The organism is Nocardioides panaciterrulae (genome assembly GCF_013409645.1).
Taxonomy (GTDB): domain Bacteria; phylum Actinomycetota; class Actinomycetes; order Propionibacteriales; family Nocardioidaceae; genus Nocardioides; species Nocardioides panaciterrulae.
The window spans coordinates 2,648,992-2,667,822 of sequence record NZ_JACCBG010000001.1 but is presented as its reverse complement, the minus strand read 5'-3'; the positions used below and the strand labels follow the sequence as shown (position 1 = coordinate 2,667,822).

Annotated in this window: 16 protein-coding genes; 14 read left to right on the top strand and 2 right to left on the bottom strand. The window is 74.4% G+C overall.

The genetic code is table 11. The features are described 5' to 3' along the window. Nucleotides 1-54 precede the first annotated feature (54 nt). A complete protein-coding gene (locus BJZ21_RS12645; protein ID WP_179664078.1) occupies nucleotides 55-1,311 on the top strand; it encodes an MFS transporter in 1,257 nt (418 codons plus the stop codon). A 242-nt stretch (nucleotides 1,312-1,553) separates the two neighbouring features. After that, nucleotides 1,554-5,138, top strand: a complete 3,585-nt coding sequence (smc, locus tag BJZ21_RS12640; protein ID WP_179664077.1) for a chromosome segregation protein SMC — start codon at nucleotides 1,554-1,556, stop codon at nucleotides 5,136-5,138. A gap of 31 nt (nucleotides 5,139-5,169) precedes the next feature. On the opposite strand, the gene BJZ21_RS12635 is transcribed toward smc, so the two are convergent. Continuing rightward, nucleotides 5,170-5,952 carry an aminoglycoside phosphotransferase gene (locus tag BJZ21_RS12635; protein WP_179664076.1) on the bottom strand — a complete coding sequence of 261 codons (783 nt, stop codon included), beginning with the start codon at nucleotides 5,950-5,952 and terminating at the stop codon, nucleotides 5,170-5,172. Nucleotides 5,953-5,996: 44 nt separating this feature from the next. Here BJZ21_RS12635 and BJZ21_RS12630 point away from each other — a divergent pair, with 44 nt between their 5' ends. The 12 genes from BJZ21_RS12630 to BJZ21_RS12575 all read left to right on the top strand — a co-directional run bounded on the left by BJZ21_RS12630 (nucleotide 5,997) and on the right by BJZ21_RS12575 (nucleotide 17,719). Beyond that, nucleotides 5,997-6,437: an acyl-CoA thioesterase gene (locus BJZ21_RS12630; protein ID WP_343052125.1), complete on the top strand. Its 441-nt coding sequence runs from the start codon at nucleotides 5,997-5,999 to the stop codon at nucleotides 6,435-6,437. Between the two features lie 85 nt (nucleotides 6,438-6,522). Next, the gene (locus BJZ21_RS12625; protein ID WP_179664075.1) at nucleotides 6,523-6,777 is read left to right on the top strand and encodes a hypothetical protein; all 255 of its coding nucleotides are present in this window, start codon (nucleotides 6,523-6,525) and stop codon (nucleotides 6,775-6,777) included. Nucleotides 6,778-6,799: 22 nt separating this feature from the next. After that, nucleotides 6,800-7,960 carry a signal recognition particle-docking protein FtsY gene (gene ftsY / locus BJZ21_RS12620; protein WP_179664074.1) on the top strand — a complete coding sequence of 387 codons (1,161 nt, stop codon included), beginning with the start codon at nucleotides 6,800-6,802 and terminating at the stop codon, nucleotides 7,958-7,960. 173 nt (nucleotides 7,961-8,133) lie between these two features. Then, a complete protein-coding gene (locus BJZ21_RS12615) occupies nucleotides 8,134-9,450 on the top strand; it encodes an ammonium transporter (protein WP_343052124.1) in 1,317 nt (438 codons plus the stop codon). Continuing rightward, nucleotides 9,447-9,785 (top strand): P-II family nitrogen regulator, encoded by a 339-nt coding sequence (locus BJZ21_RS12610; RefSeq protein WP_179664073.1) that lies wholly within the window; start codon nucleotides 9,447-9,449, stop codon nucleotides 9,783-9,785. Before BJZ21_RS12615 ends, BJZ21_RS12610 begins: the two co-directional genes overlap by 4 nt. A gap of 168 nt (nucleotides 9,786-9,953) precedes the next feature. Next, complete coding sequence (locus BJZ21_RS12605; protein ID WP_179664072.1) at nucleotides 9,954-11,378, top strand: ammonium transporter; 1,425 nt, start codon at nucleotides 9,954-9,956, stop codon at nucleotides 11,376-11,378. After that, nucleotides 11,375-11,713 (top strand): P-II family nitrogen regulator, encoded by a 339-nt coding sequence (locus tag BJZ21_RS12600; RefSeq protein ID WP_179664071.1) that lies wholly within the window; start codon nucleotides 11,375-11,377, stop codon nucleotides 11,711-11,713. Before BJZ21_RS12605 ends, BJZ21_RS12600 begins: the two co-directional genes overlap by 4 nt. Nucleotides 11,714-11,737: 24 nt before the next feature. Then, a complete protein-coding gene (locus BJZ21_RS12595) occupies nucleotides 11,738-13,969 on the top strand; it encodes a [protein-PII] uridylyltransferase (protein ID WP_179664070.1) in 2,232 nt (743 codons plus the stop codon). Between the two features lie 57 nt (nucleotides 13,970-14,026). After that, the gene (gene ffh / locus BJZ21_RS12590) at nucleotides 14,027-15,601 is read left to right on the top strand and encodes a signal recognition particle protein (protein ID WP_179664069.1); all 1,575 of its coding nucleotides are present in this window, start codon (nucleotides 14,027-14,029) and stop codon (nucleotides 15,599-15,601) included. A 213-nt stretch (nucleotides 15,602-15,814) separates the two neighbouring features. After that, complete coding sequence (locus BJZ21_RS12585; protein ID WP_179664068.1) at nucleotides 15,815-16,186, top strand: NYN domain-containing protein; 372 nt, start codon at nucleotides 15,815-15,817, stop codon at nucleotides 16,184-16,186. A 34-nt stretch (nucleotides 16,187-16,220) separates the two neighbouring features. Next, nucleotides 16,221-17,303, top strand: coding sequence for an amidohydrolase family protein (locus BJZ21_RS12580; protein ID WP_179664067.1), 1,083 nt, complete (start codon nucleotides 16,221-16,223; stop codon nucleotides 17,301-17,303). Next, entirely contained in the window at nucleotides 17,300-17,719 is a 420-nt protein-coding gene (locus BJZ21_RS12575; RefSeq protein WP_343052123.1) for a VOC family protein, read from the top strand. The genes BJZ21_RS12580 and BJZ21_RS12575 overlap by 4 nt, the downstream gene beginning before the upstream one ends. A gap of 26 nt (nucleotides 17,720-17,745) precedes the next feature. On the opposite strand, the gene BJZ21_RS12570 is transcribed toward BJZ21_RS12575, so the two are convergent. Beyond that, nucleotides 17,746-18,702 (bottom strand): VanW family protein, encoded by a 957-nt coding sequence (locus tag BJZ21_RS12570; RefSeq protein ID WP_179664066.1) that lies wholly within the window; start codon nucleotides 18,700-18,702, stop codon nucleotides 17,746-17,748. Nucleotides 18,703-18,831 lie beyond the last annotated feature (129 nt).

Below are 18,831 nucleotides of genomic sequence, written 5' to 3'. Positions count from 1 at the left end.
GCCCGGGAAATCCGGGTGACGCGGAGGGTCGTTCGCGGCTAGCGTCGCCCAGTTGTGAGCAGTCGCCTCGTCGAGACCGTCGTCCCCGCGCGCCTCGGCAGCGGATTCCGGTGGCTGCTGGCCTCGTCGTGGATCTCGAACCTCGGCGACGGCATCGCGATCGCCGCGGGCCCGCTGCTGGTGGCCTCGCAGACCCACGACGCGTTCCTGGTCGCGCTGGCCGCGCTGCTCCAGTGGCTGCCGCCGCTGGTCTTCGGGCTGTACGCCGGGGCGCTCGCCGACCGGCTCGACCGGCGGCTGCTCGTGGTGGTCGTGGACCTGCTCCGCGCCGCGGTGCTCGTCGTGCTGGCGCTCTCGGTGCTGACCGGTGTCGTGTCGATCGCGGTGGTGCTGGTCGCGATGTTCCTGCTCGGCACCGCGGAGGTGTTCGCCGACACCACGTCCAGCACGCTGCTGCCGATGCTCGTGCACCGTGACGACCTGGCCGTCGCGAACTCGCGGCTGCAGACCGGGTTCATCACGGTCAACCAGCTCGCCGGACCGCCGCTCGGGGCCGCGCTGTTCGCGACCGCGACCGCGGTGCCGTTCGCGACGCAGGCCGTGCTCGTGGCGCTGGGCGCCGCGCTGATCTCGCGGCTCTCGGTGCCGCGGCCCGGGGGACACCCCGGCGAGGGCGAGCAGGGGCCCGGGCAGGTGGGACGCGACGTGCTCGAGGGCTTCCGCTGGGTGTGGCACCACGCCGCGGTGCGGACGCTCGTGCTCACGATCTTCATCTTCAACATCACCTTCGGTGCGGCCTGGTCGGTGCTGGTCCTCTATGCGACGCAGCGCCTCGGGATGGGTGCGCTGGGCTTCGGCCTGCTCACCACGGTCTCGGCGGTCGGCGGACTGATCGGGACCCTGTCCTACGGCTGGATCACCCAGCGGATCAGCCTCGGCGACCTGATGCGCGTGGGGCTGGTCGTCGAGACGCTCACCCACCTGGCGCTGGCGCTCACCACGAGCTCGCGGATCGCGATGGCGATCTTCTTCGTCTTCGGCGCCCACGCGTTCATCTGGGGCACCACCTCGGTCACGGTCCGGCAGCGCGCGGTGCCCTCCCACCTGCAGGGCCGGGTCGGCGGGGTGAACCTGATCGGCGTCTTCGGCGGCCTGGTCGTCGGCTCCGGTGTCGGCGGCGTGCTGGCGCAGCACGGCGGCGTGACCGCGCCGTTCTGGTTCGCCTTCGCCGGCTCGGCGGTGTTCGTGGTGCTGATCTGGCGCCAGCTGAGCCACATCGCGCACGACGAGCCGGTGCCGCTGGCCCGCTGACCCACGGACCCACTGGCCCGGTGACCCGCAGGCCCGGCGTACCGACGCCGCGGGGACCGCCGCGCTGACCCCTGCGCTGACTCCGCGGTGACTCCGCTCCGCCTCCCGCGTGCGGGGGGTGCCGGCCGGTAGGGTGAGCCGCGCTGAGCTTCCCCGACGCCGGTGGCGACCCTGCCCCCGGCCTCTCAGTGACCAGGACCGGTGGACCGACCCCCGGCTCGTCGATGGTGAGGAGCCCCGCGTTGTACCTGAAGAGCCTGACCCTCAAGGGGTTCAAGTCCTTCGCCTCCGCGACCACGCTCCAGCTCGAGCCCGGCATCACCTGCATCGTCGGGCCGAACGGGTCGGGCAAGTCCAACGTCGTCGACGCCCTGGCGTGGGTGATGGGCGAGCAGGGTGCCAAGTCGCTGCGCGGCGGCAAGATGGAGGACGTCATCTTCGCCGGCACCTCCGGGCGGCCCCCGCTGGGGCGCGCCGAGGTGCTGCTGACCATCGACAACTCCGACGGTGCGCTCCCCATCGAGTACGCCGAGGTCACGATCAGTCGCACGATGTTCCGCAGCGGCGGCTCGGAGTACGCCATCAACGGCAGCTCGTGCCGGCTGCTGGACGTGCAGGAGCTGCTCTCGGACTCCGGCATCGGTCGCGAGATGCACGTGATCGTCGGGCAGGGCCAGCTGGACACGATCCTGCACGCGACCCCCGAGGACCGGCGCGGCTTCATCGAGGAGGCCGCGGGCGTCCTCAAGCACCGCAAGCGCAAGGAGAAGGCGCTGCGCAAGCTGGACTCGACCGACGGCAACCTCAACCGCCTGGGCGACCTGCTCACCGAGATCCGGCGCCAGCTCAAGCCGCTGGGGCGGCAGGCCGAGGTCGCCCGCAAGGCGGCCGCGGTGCAGGCCGACGTCCGCGACGCCCGCGCGCGGCTGCTCGCCGACGACCTGGTCACCGCCCGCACCTCCCTGGAGCAGGAGCTCGCCGACGAGTCGGTGCTGCTCCAGCGCCGCGAGCAGGTCGAGCAGGCCATCGCCACCGCCCGCGAGCACGAGTCGCGCCTCGAGGCGGCGCTGCGCGAGGACCTGCCGGCGCTGTCGGCGGCGCAGGAGACCTGGTTCGCGCTGTCCGGGCTGCGCGAGCGGATCCGGGGCACCCAGTCGCTGGCCGCCGAGCGGGTCCGCAACGCCGCCGGCACCTCCGAGACCGAGGCCGGCCACTCCGGGCGCGACCCCGAGCAGCTGGAGGCCGAGGCCGAGCGGGTGCGCGAGCAGGAGCAGCGGATCGCCGCGGAGGTCGAGACGCACCGGGCGGCGCTGGAGGAGGCGGTCGACGCGCGCAAGCACGCCGAGGACGCCGCGGCGGAGGAGGAGCGGCGGATCACCGCGCTGCAGCGCGCCGCCGCCGACCGGCGCGAGGGGCTCGCCCGCCTGCACGGGCAGGTCAACGCCCTGAAGTCCCGCGCCGCCGCCGCCGAGGACGAGGTCGGCCGGCTCACGCTGGCCCGCGAGGACGCGCTCGCCCGCGCCGAGCGCGCGCAGCGGGACTTCACCTCGCTGGAGACCCGGGTCGCGGGGCTGGACGCCGGCGAGGAGGGGCTCGACGCCGAGCACGAGGCGGCCGCGGGCCAGCTCGACGACGTCGAGGAGCGGCTGGCCAAGGCCCGCGAGGAGGCCCAGCAGGCCGACCGGGACCGCGGGGCCCTGGCGGCGCGCAAGGAGGCGCTGGAGCTCGGCCTGCGGCGCAAGGACGGGGCCGGTGCCCTGCTCGCGGCCTCCGAACCGGTCTCCGGCCTGCTCGGCTCGGTGGCCGCGCTGCTGGCGGTCCGCGCGGGCTACGAGACCGCGGTCGCCGGTGCGCTCGGCTCGGCGGCCGACGCCGTGGCCGTGGACGGCGCCGACGCCGCGGTGGCCGTGATCGGCCGGCTCAAGGACGACGACCTCGGCCGTGCCGGCATGCTCGTCGCCGGTGCCGGTGCCGGTGCCGGTGCCGGCGCCGGCGCCGGTGCCGAGGACCGGGCCGCCTGGCCCGAGCTCGGCGGGCGGGCGACCTACGCCGTGGACGTCGTCGACTGCCCGTCCGCGCTGCGCCCCGGGCTCACCCGGCTGCTCTGGCGGGTGGCGGTCGTCGACGACCTGCCCGCGGCCCGGGCCCTGGTCGCCGACCACCCCGAGGTGGCCGCGGTCACCCGCGAGGGTGACCTGCTGGGCGCCCACTTCGCGGCCGGCGGCTCGTCGAGCCAGCCCAGCCTGATCGAGATCCAGGCCGCCGTCGACGAGGCCGCCACCCAGCTCGCCGACGCGGTCGCGGCCACCGAGCGGCTGGGCTTCGACATCTCCCGGCTGGAGGCGGAGCGGCTGGAGGCCCACAAGCGCGTCGACGTCGCCCTGGCCCGGCTGCACGAGTCCGACGCGACCCTGGCCGCCGTCGCCGAGGAGCTCGGCCAGTACGGCTCGCAGGCGCGCGCCGTGCGCGGCGAGGCCGAGCGGCTCGCCCAGGCGATCGAGAAGGCCGAGGCCGCCCGCGACCAGAACCTCGCCGGGCTGGCCGAGCTCGAGGCCCGGCTCGGCCGGGCCGAGGACGACCCGGAGGAGGAGCCGGACACCTCCGGGCGCGAGCGGCTCGCCGAGCAGGCGCGCGAGGCCCGCCAGGCCGAGATGGACGCCCGGCTGGCGCTGCGCACCTCCGAGGAGCGGGCCCGGGCCATCCACGGCCGGGCCGACTCGCTGCTGCGGGCCGCCCGCGCCGAACGGGAGGCCCGGGCGCGGGCCGCCGAGCGGCGCGAGCGGCTGCTCCGCGAGGGCCGTGCGGCCGAGGCGGTCGGCGCGGCCGCGGCGTACGTCCTGCGGCGGCTCGAGGTGTCGGTGCAGCGGGCCGCCGAGGCCCGGGCGCAGGTGGAGCAGGCCCGCGCGGGCCGGGAGCAGGAGCTGCTCGCCGTCCGGTCCGCCCTGCGCGACCTGCAGCGCGAGCTCGACGAGCTGGTCAGCTCGGTGCACCGCGACGAGATGGCCCGGACCCAGCAGCGGATGCGGATCGAGCAGCTCGAGGAGCGGGCGCTGGAGGAGCTCGGCCTCGACCCCGACGCGCTGGTGGCCGACTACGGCCCCGGGCAGCCGGTGCCCGCCACCGCGCCGGACGAGGACGGCACGATGCCCGACCCGGTGCCGTTCGTGCGCGAGGAGCAGCAGAAGCGGCTGCGCGCCGCCGAGCGGGCGCTGTCGATGCTCGGCAAGGTCAACCCGCTGGCGCTCGAGGAGTTCTCGGCGATGGAGGAGCGGCACAAGTTCCTCACCGAGCAGCTCGAGGACCTCAAGAAGACCCGCAAGGACCTCCTCGACATCGTCAAGGAGGTCGACACCCGGGTCGAGCAGGTCTTCACCGAGGCGTACGCCGACGTGACCCGCGCCTTCGACGCCACCTTCGCCCGGCTCTTCCCGGGTGGCGAGGGCCGGCTGGTGCTCACCGACCCCGCCAACATGCTCACCACCGGCATCGAGGTCGAGGCGCGGCCGCCCGGCAAGAAGGTCAAGCGGCTCTCGCTGCTGTCCGGCGGGGAACGCTCCCTGGTGGCGGTCGCGTTCCTGGTCGCGCTGTTCAAGGCGCGGCCCTCGCCGTTCTACATCCTCGACGAGGTCGAGGCCGCCCTCGACGACACCAACCTCGGCCGCCTGCTGGAGATCTACGAGGAGCTGCGCGAGAACTCCCAGCTGCTCGTGATCACCCACCAGAAGCGCACGATGGAGGTCGGCGACGCGCTCTACGGCGTGACCATGCGCGGGGACGGGGTCTCGGCCGTCATCAGCCAGCGGCTGCGGGAGGCCGAGTCGGCCTGACCGCCCGCGGCCGGCTCAGCCCAGCACCGGCTCAGCCCAGCACCGGCGCCAGGGCGGCCTCGTAGCGGTCCAGCGGCGGGTCGACATCGCTGAGCAGCCGGAACAGGGCGGCCCGGAGCATCGCCTGGCGCTCGGGTCCGGCCGCCCAGTCGTGCAGGCGCGCGAGGGGCGCGCCCAGCCACAGCGCCGCGTCGAGCACGGTGACCGCCTCGGCCCAGCGCGCTGGCCGCCAGGCCGGCGCCAGGTCGAGGACCACCGGGGCGCCGGCCGCGTCGAGCAGCACGTTGCCGGCGAGGTCGGCGTGGACGAGCTGGTCGGGGCCCAGGGGGGTGTCGTCGCGCAGGCCCGCGAGGCGGCGTACGAGATCGGGGCCGGCGGGGGAGCCCTCGAACGCCTCCCGCTCGGCGCTCGCCCACCGGTCGTCACGGCGGGCGAGCCCTGCCGGCCGCGACGGCACGGCGCCGGCCAGCTCGGCGTGCAGCAGCCGGCCGGTCGCGACCAGCACGTCGACGTCGGTGCACGACGTCGTGCCGGGCTCCCACCGGCTGGCACCCCACCCGTCGACGACCCACTCGCCGTCCCGCGCCGGGACGGGCATCGCGATCCGCAGGTCGCGGAAGGACCGCGCCGGCCGCTCGTCGAGCCGGACCGCCAGGCGGGCCAGCACCGGGTTCAGCCACGCGCACACCGCGGGGTCGCGGCCGGGGGAGAGCACCAGGTCGCCGGCGCGGACGCTGGCCCCCTGCCCGCCGGCCAGCGGCTGCACGTCGGCGGGCACCGCGAAGAGGTCCAGGACGCGCTCGGAAGGCAGCACGGTGCCGAGCCTAGGGCGTGGGCCAACCCCCTAGGCTCGGCGCCGTGACCCGTGCCATCCCCACCCGCGACGACTACGTGGCCTGGACCACGATGACGACCCGGTGGGCCGACATCGACGTCTACGGCCACATGAACAACGCCCGTTACTTCGAGCTCATCGACACGGTGGTCAACAACCACCTCGCCGCGGCCACCGGGACCGACATCCGGCAGCTGCCCGCGATCGGAGTGGTGGCGGAGGTGTCGTGCCGCTACTTCGCGGAGGTCGGCTACCCCGAGCCGGTCGAGCTGGGCCTCGTGGTCGACAGGGTCGGCCGGTCCAGCGTCGTCTACCGCGTGGGGCTCTTCCAGGGCGACCGGGAGGAGGCGGCCGCCGAGGGGCGCTTCGTGCACGTGTACGTCGACAACGCCGACCCCGCCCGGCCGGTCACGCCGATGCCGGAGGTGGTCCGCGCCGCCGTGACGCCGCTGCTGCGGGCCTGACCGCGGAGCCACCCGGTGGGTGTGGGACCGTGGGCGCGGGGTACTTCTCTGCTGCCTCGCCCACGTCCGTCCGGGAGGACTCCCCATGCTCGTCATCGCCCTCGTGATGCTCGTCATCCTCGCGCTCGCCGCGCTGGTGATGACGTTCGCCGCCTTCCCGAACCGGGGCCACGGCGTCCCGCGGGCCGCGTGGCTCGGCGAGGCGATGAACCGCGCGGTCGGGGCGATGCCCACCGTGGAGAACGTCGACGGCGTGCCGTCGCGGGCCGCCCGTCCCGCGGACCCGCGCCAGCCCGCCCCGGCCGTCACCGCGCCGAAGGCCAGCGCCCGGGCCAGCTGAACCCTCTGGTTGGATGACGGCCATGACCCTGCTCGTGCTCATCGTCCTGATCGCCGTCGTCGCGCTGGTCGTCGTCGGCGTCGGCGTCGGCCTGCTGGTCGGCGGCAACCGTCGCAAGACCCCGCCCGCCGGCGGCGGCACCGGGGTCATCAGCCCTCCGGAGGCGCCGACCGAGCGCCCGGTGGAGGCCACCGTGGAGGCGCCGGTCGAGGTGCCGCCCGCGCCCGCCGAGGTGCCCGCGGCGCCGACGCTGGAGAAGCCGGAGAGCACCGCCTCGCGGCTGGTGCGACTGCGCCAGCGACTGGCCGGGTCCCAGGGCGGCCTGGGCCGGGGCCTGCTCGCGCTGCTCTCGCGGGACCGTCTCGACGAGGACACCTGGGAGTCGATCGAGGACACCCTGCTCACCGCGGACGTCGGCGTGGCGCCGACCCAGGAGCTGGTCGAGAAGCTGCGGACCCGGCTGCGCGTCGAGGGCGGCTCGGCCGCTGACGTGCGCGCGGTCGTGCGCGAGGAGCTGCTGGCGCTCGTCGACCCCACCATGGACCGGCGGCTGCAGGTCACCGGCGCCGACGGCAAGCCCGGCGTGGTGCTCGTGGTCGGCGTCAACGGCGCCGGCAAGACCACCAGCGTCGGCAAGATCGCCCGCATCCTGGTCGCCGAGGACCGCCGCGTCGTGCTCGGCGCGGCCGACACCTTCCGGGCGGCCGCCGTCGAGCAGCTGGCCACCTGGGGCGAGCGGGTCGGCGTCGACGTCGTGCGCGGGCCCGAGGGCACCGACCCGGCCAGCGTCGCCTTCGACGCGGTCAAGGAGGGCGTCGACACCGGGGCCGACACGGTCATCGTCGACACCGCCGGCCGCCTGCAGAACAAGGCCGGCCTGATGGACGAGCTGGGCAAGGTCAAGCGGGTCATCGAGAAGCAGGCCCCGGTCACCGAGGTGCTGCTGGTGCTCGACGCCACGACCGGCCAGAACGGGATGATCCAGGCCCGGGTGTTCCGCGAGGTGGTCGACGTCACCGGCATCGTGCTGACCAAGCTCGACGGCTCCGCCAAGGGCGGCATCGTGGTGGCCGTCCAGCGCGAGCTCGGCGTACCGGTCAAGCTCGTCGGCCTCGGCGAGGGCGCCGACGACCTGGCGCCGTTCGATGCCGGCGCGTTCGTCGACGCGCTGCTCGGCGGCTGAGCACGGCGTAACGCCGAAGTAACACCCGCCGGGCACCCGTATCCTCCCGGCAACACACGACGGCGTACGACGAAACCCGCGCCCCCGAAGGTTGCTGCCACCGGGACGAGCGCCCGGGCCGACAGTGCGGTCGGCCCGGCGTACGTCCCTCCGGAACGCAACCTGGAGGTCCTGTGGACGGCTACTACGCCTGGATGATCGTGGCGACGGCCCTCGTCCTGATGATGACGACCCCGGCGCTGGCCCTGTTCTACGGCGGCATGAGCCGGTCGAAGTCCGTGCTCAACATGATGATGATGTCCTACGTCGCGCTCGGGGTCGTCGGCATCGTCTACGTGCTGTGGGGCTGGTCGATGTCCTTCGGCCCCAGTGACGTGGGCGGGGTGTTCGCCAACCCGTTCTCGCTCTTCGGGCTCGAGGGCGTGGCCGGGGGCTCCTACATCGCGGTGTGCTTCCAGATGACGTTCGCCGTCATCACGGCGGCCCTCATCTCGGGCGCGATCGCCGACCGCGTCAAGCTCTCGGCCTGGGTGGTCTTCCTGCCGCTGTGGGTGACGCTCAGCTACTTCCCGCTCGGCCACATGGTGTGGGGCGGCGGGTTCATCTCCCAGCACCTCGGTGCCCAGGATTACGCGGGCGGCACCGTCGTGCACATCAACGCCGGGGTGGCCGGCGGCGTGCTCGCGCTGATCATCGGCAAGCGGGTCGGCTTCGGCAAGGAGCCGATGAAGCCCCACAACCTGACCCTGACCATGGTCGGCGCGGGCCTGCTGTGGTTCGGCTGGTACGGCTTCAACGTCGGCTCGATCGTCCTCGCCGGCGGGGGGGAGAAGGCCGACACCCGGCAGTTCATGACCGAGACCGGGGTCACCTTCCTCAACACCACGATCGCCACCTGCGCGGCGATGCTGGCGTGGCTGGCGGTCGAGCGGGTGCTGCACGGCAAGGCCACCTCGCTGGGCGCCGCCTCCGGCATCGTCGCCGGGTTGGTCGCGATCACCCCGTCCTGCGGGGCGGTCGACACCCTCGGCGCCATCGTGATCGGCGCGGTCGCCGGTGCGCTGTGCGCGTGGGCGGTCGGGCTGAAGTACAAGATGGGCCTCGACGACTCCCTCGACGTCGTGGGCGTCCACCTGGTCGGCGGCATCGTCGGCACCGTGCTCATCGGCTTCCTGTCGACCTCCTCGGCCCCCGGCGGGATCGACGGCCTGTTCTACGGCGGCGGGCTCGGGCCGCTCGGGGACCAGGTCGGCGCGGCCGGGATCGCGATCGCGTGGTCGGCCGTGTGCACCACGGTCATCGGCCTGGCGATCAGGCACACCATCGGCTGGCGGGTCTCCGACGAGGCCGAGGTCGAGGGCATCGACAGCGACCAGCACGGCGAGGCGGCGTACGACCTGGGCACCGGCCTGGGCCGTGGCCTGCCCAGCTCGGGCGTGCTCGCCGCCACCCAGGGCCGGGCGCCCGTCACGGAAGGAGCACCGGCATGAAGCTGGTCACCGCGGTGATCAAGCCGCACAAGTGGGAGGACGTCCGCGAGGCGCTCGAGACCTTCGGGGTGAACGGGATGACCGTCAGCGAGGTCAGCGGCTACGGCCGGCAGAAGGGCCACACCGAGGTCTACCGCGGCGCGGAGTACGACATCGCGCTGGTCCCCAAGATCCGGATCGAGGTGGTCGTCGACGACGCGGACGCCGACGACGTGGTCGGGATCGTGGTGAAGGCGGCCCAGACCGGCCGGATCGGGGACGGCAAGGTGTGGGTCAGCCCGGTCGACACCGTGGTCCGGGTCCGCACCGGCGAGGTCGACGGGGCCGCGCTGTAGGGAGCGCCCCCGGCATGTAACGCGGGGTTAGGGGCTCGACGTGACCGTTCGAACGGTGCGGGAGCGACCCTAACCCCGCGTTACATGTTCTCGGCCGCGGCGCTCGTTTACGCGGGTGAAACATTTCCAGCGGCCGTCCGTAACAGCGACTGGCGAGGGTGAGGGGCCATGACCGCCCTCGCCGCCGCCCCCACCGTCCTCGCCGCCGGGGCGGGCGCGGGACTGGACCCGGGGCTGGACCCGGGGGACACCGCGTGGCTGCTGGCCGCCACGGCGCTGGTGCTGCTGATGGCGCCCGGGCTGGCGCTGTTCTACGGCGGGATGGTCCGCTCCAAGAGCGTGCTGAACATGATGATGATGACCTTCGGGGCGCTCGCGGTGATCACCGTGGTGTGGGTGCTGGTCGGCTACTCCCTCGCGTTCGGCGACGACCTGGGGGCCGGCCTGCTCGGTGACCCGCGGCAGTACGCCGGGCTCGGACAGCTGATGTCGGCGGCCAGCAACGGTTCCGCGCACGTGCCGCTGATCTTGTTCGCGGCGTTCCAGGGTCTCTTCTGCGTGATCACCGGCGCGCTGGTCTCGGGCGCGATCGCCGACCGGGCCCGGTTCGGCGCCTGGCTCGTCTTCGTCGCCCTCTGGACCGTCGTGGTCTACGCCCCGGTGGCGCACTGGGTCTTCGACGTCGGCCGCGCCGGCCGCGCCGGCCACGCCGGTGGCTGGCTGGTCAACCGGCTGGGCCTGGTCGACTTCGCCGGCGGCACCGCCGTGGAGATCTGCTCGGGGGCCTCGGGGCTCGCGCTGGCGATGGTCCTGGGCCACCGGATCGGCTTCGGCAAGGACCCGATGCGCCCCCACAACCTCACGCTGGTGATGCTGGGCGCCGGCCTGCTCTGGTTCGGCTGGTTCGGCTTCAACGCCGGCTCCGCGCTGGGCGCCGACCAGGCGGCCGCGGTGGTGTTCACCACAACGCTGGTCGCCGGGGCCGCCGGCTCGCTCGGCTGGCTGGCCCTGGAGCGCTACCGCGACGGCCACGCGACCTCCCTCGGAGCGGCCTCCGGCCTGGTCGCCGGGCTGGTCGCCATCACCCCCTCGTGCGGCTCGCTGTCGCCGCTGGGCGCGATCGTGATGGGCGGGGCCGCCGGCGCCGTGTGCGCCTGGGCGGTCGGCCTGAAGTACCGCTTCGGCTACGACGACTCCCTCGACGTCGTCGGCGTCCACCTGGTCGGGGGCGTGGTCGGCACCGTGGGCATCGGGCTGCTCGCCACGGCGGCGGCCCCCACCGGCGTCGACGGGCTGCTCTACGGTGGCGGCGTCGCCCAGCTCGGCCGCCAGCTGACCGGGGGAGGGGTGGTCCTCGTCTACGCGCTGGTCGTCTCCGGGGTCCTGGGCCTGGTCGTGGACCGGGTGCTGGGCTTCCGGATCGACGAGGAGCACGAGGTCACCGGCATCGACCTGGTCGTCCACGCCGAGACGGCGTACGACCTGCACGCCACCGCCGGCGCACGCACGGCGGGACACGGGATCCTGGGTGCGATCACCCAGCCCGCCGCTCAACCCAGCAGCCCACGACGAGAGGGGGAGCCACGCCCATGAAGCTGGTCACCGCGGTCATCAAGCCGCACAAGTGGGAGGACACCCGCGCCGCCCTGGAGACCGTCGGGGTCACCGGGATGACGGTCAGCGAGGTCAGCGGCTACGGCCGGCAGAAGGGCCACACCGAGGTCTACCGCGGCGCGGAGTACGACATCGCGCTGGTGCCGAAGCTGCGCGTCGAGATCGTCGTCGACGACGCGGACGCCGACGCGGTCGTGCAGGCGATCGTCGCCAGCGCCGCCACCGGCCGGATCGGCGACGGCAAGGTCTGGGTCACCCCGGTGGAGTCGGTCGTGCGCGTGCGCACCGGCGACCGGGACGAGGCCGCGATCTGACCCCCGCTCGATGACCCCCGCCCGATGACGTCAGCCGAGCGCTCCGCGCGCACGACCGAGGCCGACGCGCTGTGCGCGTCGGCCTACGAGCGGTGCGGCGGCCCGGACACCGGGATCGCGCTGGTCGCGGTCGGCGGCTACGGCCGCGCGGAGCTCGCGCCGTACTCCGACCTCGACGTGGTCCTGGTCCACGACGAGGACGTCGACGTCGGCGAGCTGGCCGAGCAGGTCTGGTACCCGTTGTGGGACTCCGGGGCACGGCTGGACCACTCGGTCCGCACGCTGCCGCAGATGGTGGCGGCCGCGGCCGCCGACCTGCGGGTGGCCCTCGGGCTGCTCGACGTGCGACACCTGGCCGGCGACCCGAACCTGACGTTACGGGTGCGGACCACGGTGCTGGCGCACTGGCGGCGACAGGCGCGCCGGCAGCTGCCCGCGCTGCGCGAGCTGGTGCGCGCCCGCCACGAGCTGGTCGGCGAGCTCGCGCACCTCTCGGTGCCGGACCTGAAGGAGGCCGAGGGCGGGCTGCGCGACGCCACGGTGCTCAAGGCGCTGGTCGCGACCTGGCTGGTCGACGTGCCGCACGCCGACCTCGAGCGGACCCGTCAGGCGCTGCTCGACGTCCGCGACGTGGTCCAGCAGCTGGCTGGCCGGCCCACCGACCGGATCGGCCCGGAGGCGTGGGGCGGCCTCGCCGCGGGGCTGGGCCTCGAGGACGACCTCGCGGCCCAGCGGCAGGTCCGCGAGCTCGGCCGCCGGGTCACCCACCTGTCCCGGCTCACCTGGCGCCGGGTCGGCGCGGTGCTGGCCGGTCCGGCGGCCACGGGCGTACGACGCCCCGCGCTCACCCCGCTCGCCCCGGGGGTGGCCCTGGCGGCCGGCGAGGTGGTGCTCGACCGCCGGGCCCGGCCGGCCGAGGACCCGGCCCTGCTGCTGCGCGCCTGCGCGGCGGCGGCCGAGCACGACGCGCTGCTCGCCCCGCCGACCGCCGCGCGGCTGGCCCGGGACGGCGCGCCGCTGCCCGACCCGTGGCCCGACGAGGCCCGCGACCTGTTCGTCCGGCTGCTCGCCTCCGGGCGCGGGCTGCTGCCGGTCTGGGAGACGCTCGAGGAGACCGGCGCGCTGGACCGGATCCTGCCGGAGTGGGAGCGGGTGCGGCTGCTGCCGCACGCGAGCGCGATCCACCGCTACACCGTCGACCGGCACCTGGTGGAGACCTGCATCGAGGCCTCGGCGCTGATCCGGGAGGTGTCCCGGCCCGACGTGCTCATGGTCGCCGCGCTGCTGCACGACATCGGCAAGGGCGGGTCGGCCGACCACAGCGTCGAGGGCGAGCCGGTCGCGGGGGCGGTCGCGGCCCGGATGGGGTTCGCCCCGGAGGCGGTCGACCTGGTGGCCGCGCTCGTGCGCCGGCACCTGCTGCTGGCCACCACCGCCACCACCCGCGACCCCGCCGACCCCGCCACCGCGGAGGTGGTCGCGGCCGCGGTCGGCAGCGCGGAGGCGCTGGCCCTCCTGGCCGCGCTGACCCAGGCCGACGCCCGGGCCACCTCCGCCCAGGCGTGGACCAGGTGGCGGGCCGGCCTGGTGGGCGAGCTGACCCGCCGCACCGCGGCGCTGCTGGAGAGCGGCGCGTTGCTGGAGAGCGGCGCCTCGCAGGCGGCCCCGGAGCTGCCGCCGCTGCCTCCGGGGGCCCGGCCGGGGACGGTGTCGTTCACGGTCGAGGCGGCCGCGGACGGGGCCCGGGTCACGGTGGCCGCGCCCGACCGGGTCGGCCTGCTCGCGGACGCCGCGGCGGCGCTCGCCCTCGGCCGGCTCCCGGTCCGCAGCGCCCGGGCCTGGGCGCGCGACGGGATGGGGGTCTCGGTGTGGGACGTCGCCGCGGAGCAGCCGGACCCGGCGGTGCTGCGGACCCGGTACGACGCGGTGGTCGCGGGCCGGATCGACCCGGCGACGCGGTTCCGGCCGGTCGACGCCGGCGGGCTGGCCCCGGCGGTCGTCGTACGCCCCGAGGCGTCGCGGCAGGCGACCGTCCTGGAGGTCCGCACCGCCGACCGCCCGGGGGTGGTGCACCTGGTCTGCGCGGCGCTGGCGGGGCTCGGCGTCGCGGTGCGCTCGGCGCACGTGGACACCCTCGGTCCGCAGGCGGTCGACGTGTTCTACCTGCAGGAGGAGTCCGCGGGGGCGCTCGGGAACGCCCGCGCCGCGGAGGCGGCGCACGCCGTCAGGGCGGCCCTCTCGGCAGCCGCCCGTTAGGCTGGCACTCGCAACGCCCGCGTCCGGGCCGACGTACCGACACCCTCGAGGACCGACTTGTTCGCCACACTCTCCGACCGCCTCGCCGACACCTTCAAGAACCTCCGCGGCAAGGGGCGGCTCTCCGAGGCCGACATCGACGCGACCGCGCGCGAGATCCGCATCGCGCTGCTCGAGGCCGACGTCGCGCTCCCCGTGGTCAAGGAGTTCGTCGGCGCGATCAAGGAGCGCGCCCGCGGCGAGGAGGTCAGCCAGGCGCTGAACCCCGCCCAGCAGATCGTCAAGATCGTCAACGAGGAGCTCGTGGGCATCCTCGGTGGCGAGACGCGGCGGCTGCGCTACGCCAAGAACGGCCCGACCGTCGTCATGCTGGCCGGCCTGCAGGGCGCCGGCAAGACCACGCTGGCCGCGAAGCTCGCGCTGTGGCTGAAGGACCAGGGCAAGGCGCCGATGCTGGTCGCGGCCGACCTCCAGCGGCCCAACGCCGTCAAGCAGCTGCAGGTCAACGGCGAGCGGGTCGGCGTGCCGGTCTTCGCGCCGGAGCCGGGCAACGGCGTCGGCGACCCGGTGGCCGTGGCGCGGGCCTCGATCGACGAGGCGAAGCGCAAGCTCCACGACGTCGTCATCGTCGACACCGCCGGCCGCCTCGGCGTCGACGCCGAGATGATGCAGCAGGCCGCGGACATCCGGGACGCCGTGGACCCCGACGAGGTCCTCTTCGTCGTCGACGCCATGATCGGCCAGGACGCCGTGAGCACGGCCCAGGCCTTCCTCCAGGGCGTCGGGTACGACGGGGTCGTGCTCACCAAGCTCGACGGTGACGCCCGCGGTGGTGCCGCGCTCTCGATCGCCTCGATCACCGGCAAGCCGGTCATGTTCGCCTCCGCGGGCGAGAAGATGACCGACTTCGACCTCTTCCACCCGGACCGGATGGCCTCGCGCATCCTGGACATGGGTGACGTGATGACCCTGATCGAGCAGGCCGAGAAGGCCTTCGACCAGGAGCAGGCCGCCAAGGCCGCGGCCAAGCTGAGCGGCCAGGGCGGGGAGTTCACCCTCGACGACTTCCTCGAGCAGATGCAGCAGGTCCGCAAGCTCGGCTCGATGTCGAAGATCATGGGGATGCTGCCCGGGATGGGGCAGTTCCGCGAGCAGCTGGAGAACTTCGACGAGCGCGAGATCGACCGGATCCAGGCGGTCATCCAGTCGATGACCCCGGCCGAGCGGGCCAACCCCAAGATGATCGACGGCTCCCGGCGGGCCCGCATCGCCCGCGGCTCGGGGCGCCAGGTCTCCGACGTCAACCAGCTCGTCGACCGCTTCTTCGAGGCCCGCAAGATGATGTCCTCCCTCGCCCGTGGGGGCGGGATCCCCGGCATGCCCGGGATGCCAGGGATGCCCGGCATGGGGGGCGGCAAACGGGCCAAGGCCAAGCAGCCGAGCAAGAAGGGGAAGGGCCGCCGGGTCTCCGGGAACCCCGCGAAGGCCGCCCAGCAGGCCGCCGCGGAGAAGGACCGGCCGGCGGCCGCCGCGGCCAACCCGTTCGGCCAGCCCGCCGGCGAGGACGTCGACTACGAGCAGGCCGCGGCCGCGCTGAACCTGCCCAAGGACTTCTCCAAGTTCCTGAAGTGAGCCGCCCAGCCGTGCCCGCGGAGCGGGTACGGCGTCGGGCGGCCAGGTCGAGCAAGCGACGCGACTGAGGGACGAAGTCGCGCGAGCGCGTCGAGACCCGGTGAGACGAACGGCAGCGGTGACCACGCGCGAGCGCGTCGAGACCCGGTGAGACGAACGGCAGCGGTGACCACGCGCGAGCGCGTGAGACCCGGTGAAACGAAGGGCATCCTGATGGCCACCGTCCTGATCGTCGACGGCGCCAACGTCGTGGGCAGCCGCCCCGACGGCTGGTGGAAGGACCGCGCGGGCGCCGCCCGCCGGTTGCACGAGGGGCTGGTCGTGGCCGACGTGCCCCAGGACGAGGTCGTCCTCGTCCTGGAGGGGGCGGCCAAGGGTGGCGTGCGCGCCGGCCGCGACGGCCACCTGCGCACGGTGCACGCGAGCCGCGACGGCGACAGCGCCATCGTGGCGGAGTCCCGCGCCGCACTCGAGCGGGGCGACCGGGTCACGGTGGTCACCGCCGACCGGATGCTGCAGGCGCGGGTCCAGGGGCTCGGGGCGATGGCGCTCAGCCCGTCCTGGCTGCTCGACCTGCTCGGCTGACACGAGCCGCCACCGGACCGGTAGCGTCCGGCGCATGACCTCCTCACCCGTGCTGAAGTTCTCCGGTCCGGTGCTGCCCGACGGCGAGGCGCGTGACCTCTACGTCGTCGACGGCCACGTCACCTACGAACCGGTGGCCGGCGCCGAGCCCGCCGGCAGCGGCTGGATCGTGCCCGGGCTGGTCGACGCCCACTGCCATGTCGGCCTCGACAACCACGGGGCCGTGGACCAGGCGACGACCGAACAGCAGGCGATCACCGACCGGGACGCCGGGGCGCTGCTGCTGCGCGACTGCGGCTCGGCCGCCGACACCGCCTGGGTGCATGACCGGGAGGACCTGCCGCGACTGATCCGCGCCGGACGGCACATCGCCCGCACCAAGCGCTACATCCGCAACTACGCCCACGAGGTCGAGCCCGGCGAGCTCGCGTCGTACGTCGCGAAGGAGGCCGAGCGCGGTGACGGCTGGGTGAAGCTGGTGGGGGACTGGATCTCCCGCGAGGAGGGTGACCTCGCGCCGTCGTTCCCCGCGGAGGCGTTCGCCGAGGCGATCGCGACCGCCCACGAGCACGGTGCGCGAGTGACCGCGCACTGCTTCGGCACCACGGTGCTGCCCGAGCTGATCGGGGCCGGCATCGACTGCATCGAGCACGGCACCGGGCTGACGACCGACCTGATCGACGAGATGGTCGCGCGTGGCACCGCACTGGTGCCGACGGTGATGCAGCTGAACAACTTCCCCGGGTACGCCGAGGCCGGCGAGGCGAAGTTCCCGGCGTACGCCGCCACGATGCGCGACCTCTACGCCCACCGGCGCGAGACGATCATGTCCGCCCACGACGCCGGGGTGCCGATCTATGCCGGCACCGACGCCGGGGGCGTGCTGCCGCACGGCGGCATCGCCGGTGAGGTGCTGGAGCTGCACGCCTACGGCTTCTCCGCCGAGGCGGCGCTGGCCGCCGCCTCGTGGAAGGCCCGGGAGTGGCTGGGCTGGAACGCCACGCTCGAGGAGGGGGCCCCGGCCGACTTCGTGGTGCTCGACCGGAACCCGCTGGAGGACCTCTCCGTGCTGCGCACCCCGAGCCGGGTGGTGCTGCGCGGGCGGGTGGTGGCGTGAGCGAGCGCCCGGCGATCTCCCTGGGCACGCTCTGCCTCGACTGCGACGACGCCCACGCGATGGCGGCGTTCTACGGCGGTCTGCTGGGCTGGGAGGTCACGGCCACCGAGCCGGACTGGGTGCTGATGCGCGACCCCGCCGGGGGTGTGGGGCTGTCGTTCCAGGCCGAGCCCGCCTACGAGCCGCCGACCTGGCCCGAGCAGCCGGAGACGCAGCAGAAGATGATGCACCTCGACGTGCGTGTGGTCCCGGCCGCCGGCGGCGACCCGTGCGGGCCGGCCGGCCAGGAGGCGCTCGAGGCGGCGGTCGCGGTGGCCGTCGCCGCCGGCGGTCGGCTGGCGGAGCACCAACCGCGGGAGGACCTGCGGGTCGTCCTGGACCCGGCGGGCCACCCGCTCTGCCTGTTCCTGCACTGACGGCTCGGGGGAGACGTTCGAGGGCCTCACCGCGCGGGGTGGCCCGGCGAGACCGGTGCCGGACGGCCGGATGGCCGGGAGGAACCCTGCGCGGGCCCCTCGGTGTCCACGATGAGCTCCTCCGGCGGGGCGTACTTCACCAGGGCGCAGTTGCGCTTGACCAGCTCCTCACCGAGCACCGCGCCGGTGCGCCGGTCGATCCGGGTCCGCCAGATCTCGTTCTGCCGGAACACACGCCCCTCGTGGCGCCAGAACCGCTCGTCGCGCGCCTCGACCCGATAGGTCTCCGCCGGCCGCCGGTCGGCCCGCAGCTCACCGCGCAGGTGCCGCTCCCCGACGCGGACCCGCAGCTGGAGGGTCGCCGCGGTGTCGTTGCGCACGACGAGGTCCACGTAGTTGTAGACGATCGAGCAGCCCACCCCCCACGGCAGCACCCGGCCCTTGTCCGGGAACGGGTCGAAGCTGTGCTCCGAGCGCTCCACGACGGTGAGCGGCGAGTGCAGGAACATCCAGTGCAGCAGGTTCGCGAGCTGGCAGATCCCGCCTCCGACGCCGGGCACGGCCTCCCCGTTGGAGAGCCGCATGCCCTCGACGTACCCCTTGCGTCGGGTGCAGCTGCCCACGACCTTGTTGAACGAGAACGTCTCGCCCGGCCGGATCAGCAGCCCGTCGACCCGCGCCGAGGCCAGCCGCAGGTTCACCACCTTGTTGCGCTGCAGCCTCATCTCGGCCGGGGACAGCTCGCGCAGCAGCAGCGAGCCGTGCTTCTTCACCCGCACCGGCAGGTCCTCGGTCTCGCGGTCGTGGGCCCACACGGCGCCGCTGAGCAGCCACGCCACCCGCCTCCGCGCCCGGTGTGCGCGGACCGCCCACGGGAACAGCCAGGGGTGGCGCTCCGAGGGTCGGCGCGGGTCCCGGACGCGCGGCGAAGGGGCGAGGGTCGTGGCGGGGCGGGTGGTGAGGTGTGTGGCCGGCGTGGACATCGGGCTCCTCCCTGGGGTCCTGGGTCACTGGTGGGACGCCCCGGGTGGCAGACTTGGTTGCGCAGCCTGCCTGTCCCGGCCGATTTCGATCTGTGCCGCAGGATCTGGCAGAATCCTGCGCTGAGTCCT

Bases quoted from the DNA above. Each gene is read 5' to 3' on its own strand.
- BJZ21_RS12580 (WP_179664067.1), top strand. From the start codon at position 16,221: ATGACCTCCTCACCCGTGCTGAAGTTCTCCGGTCCGGTGCTGCCCGAC.
- BJZ21_RS12570 (WP_179664066.1), bottom strand. From the start codon at position 18,702: ATGTCCACGCCGGCCACACACCTCACCACCCGCCCCGCCACGACCCTC.
- BJZ21_RS12595 (WP_179664070.1), top strand. From the start codon at position 11,738: ATGACGTCAGCCGAGCGCTCCGCGCGCACGACCGAGGCCGACGCGCTG.
- BJZ21_RS12605 (WP_179664072.1), top strand. From the start codon at position 9,954: ATGACCGCCCTCGCCGCCGCCCCCACCGTCCTCGCCGCCGGGGCGGGC.
- BJZ21_RS12610 (WP_179664073.1), top strand. From the start codon at position 9,447: ATGAAGCTGGTCACCGCGGTGATCAAGCCGCACAAGTGGGAGGACGTC.
- BJZ21_RS12600 (WP_179664071.1), top strand. From the start codon at position 11,375: ATGAAGCTGGTCACCGCGGTCATCAAGCCGCACAAGTGGGAGGACACC.
- ftsY (WP_179664074.1), top strand. From the start codon at position 6,800: ATGACCCTGCTCGTGCTCATCGTCCTGATCGCCGTCGTCGCGCTGGTC.
- BJZ21_RS12625 (WP_179664075.1), top strand. From the start codon at position 6,523: ATGCTCGTCATCGCCCTCGTGATGCTCGTCATCCTCGCGCTCGCCGCG.
- BJZ21_RS12585 (WP_179664068.1), top strand. From the start codon at position 15,815: ATGGCCACCGTCCTGATCGTCGACGGCGCCAACGTCGTGGGCAGCCGC.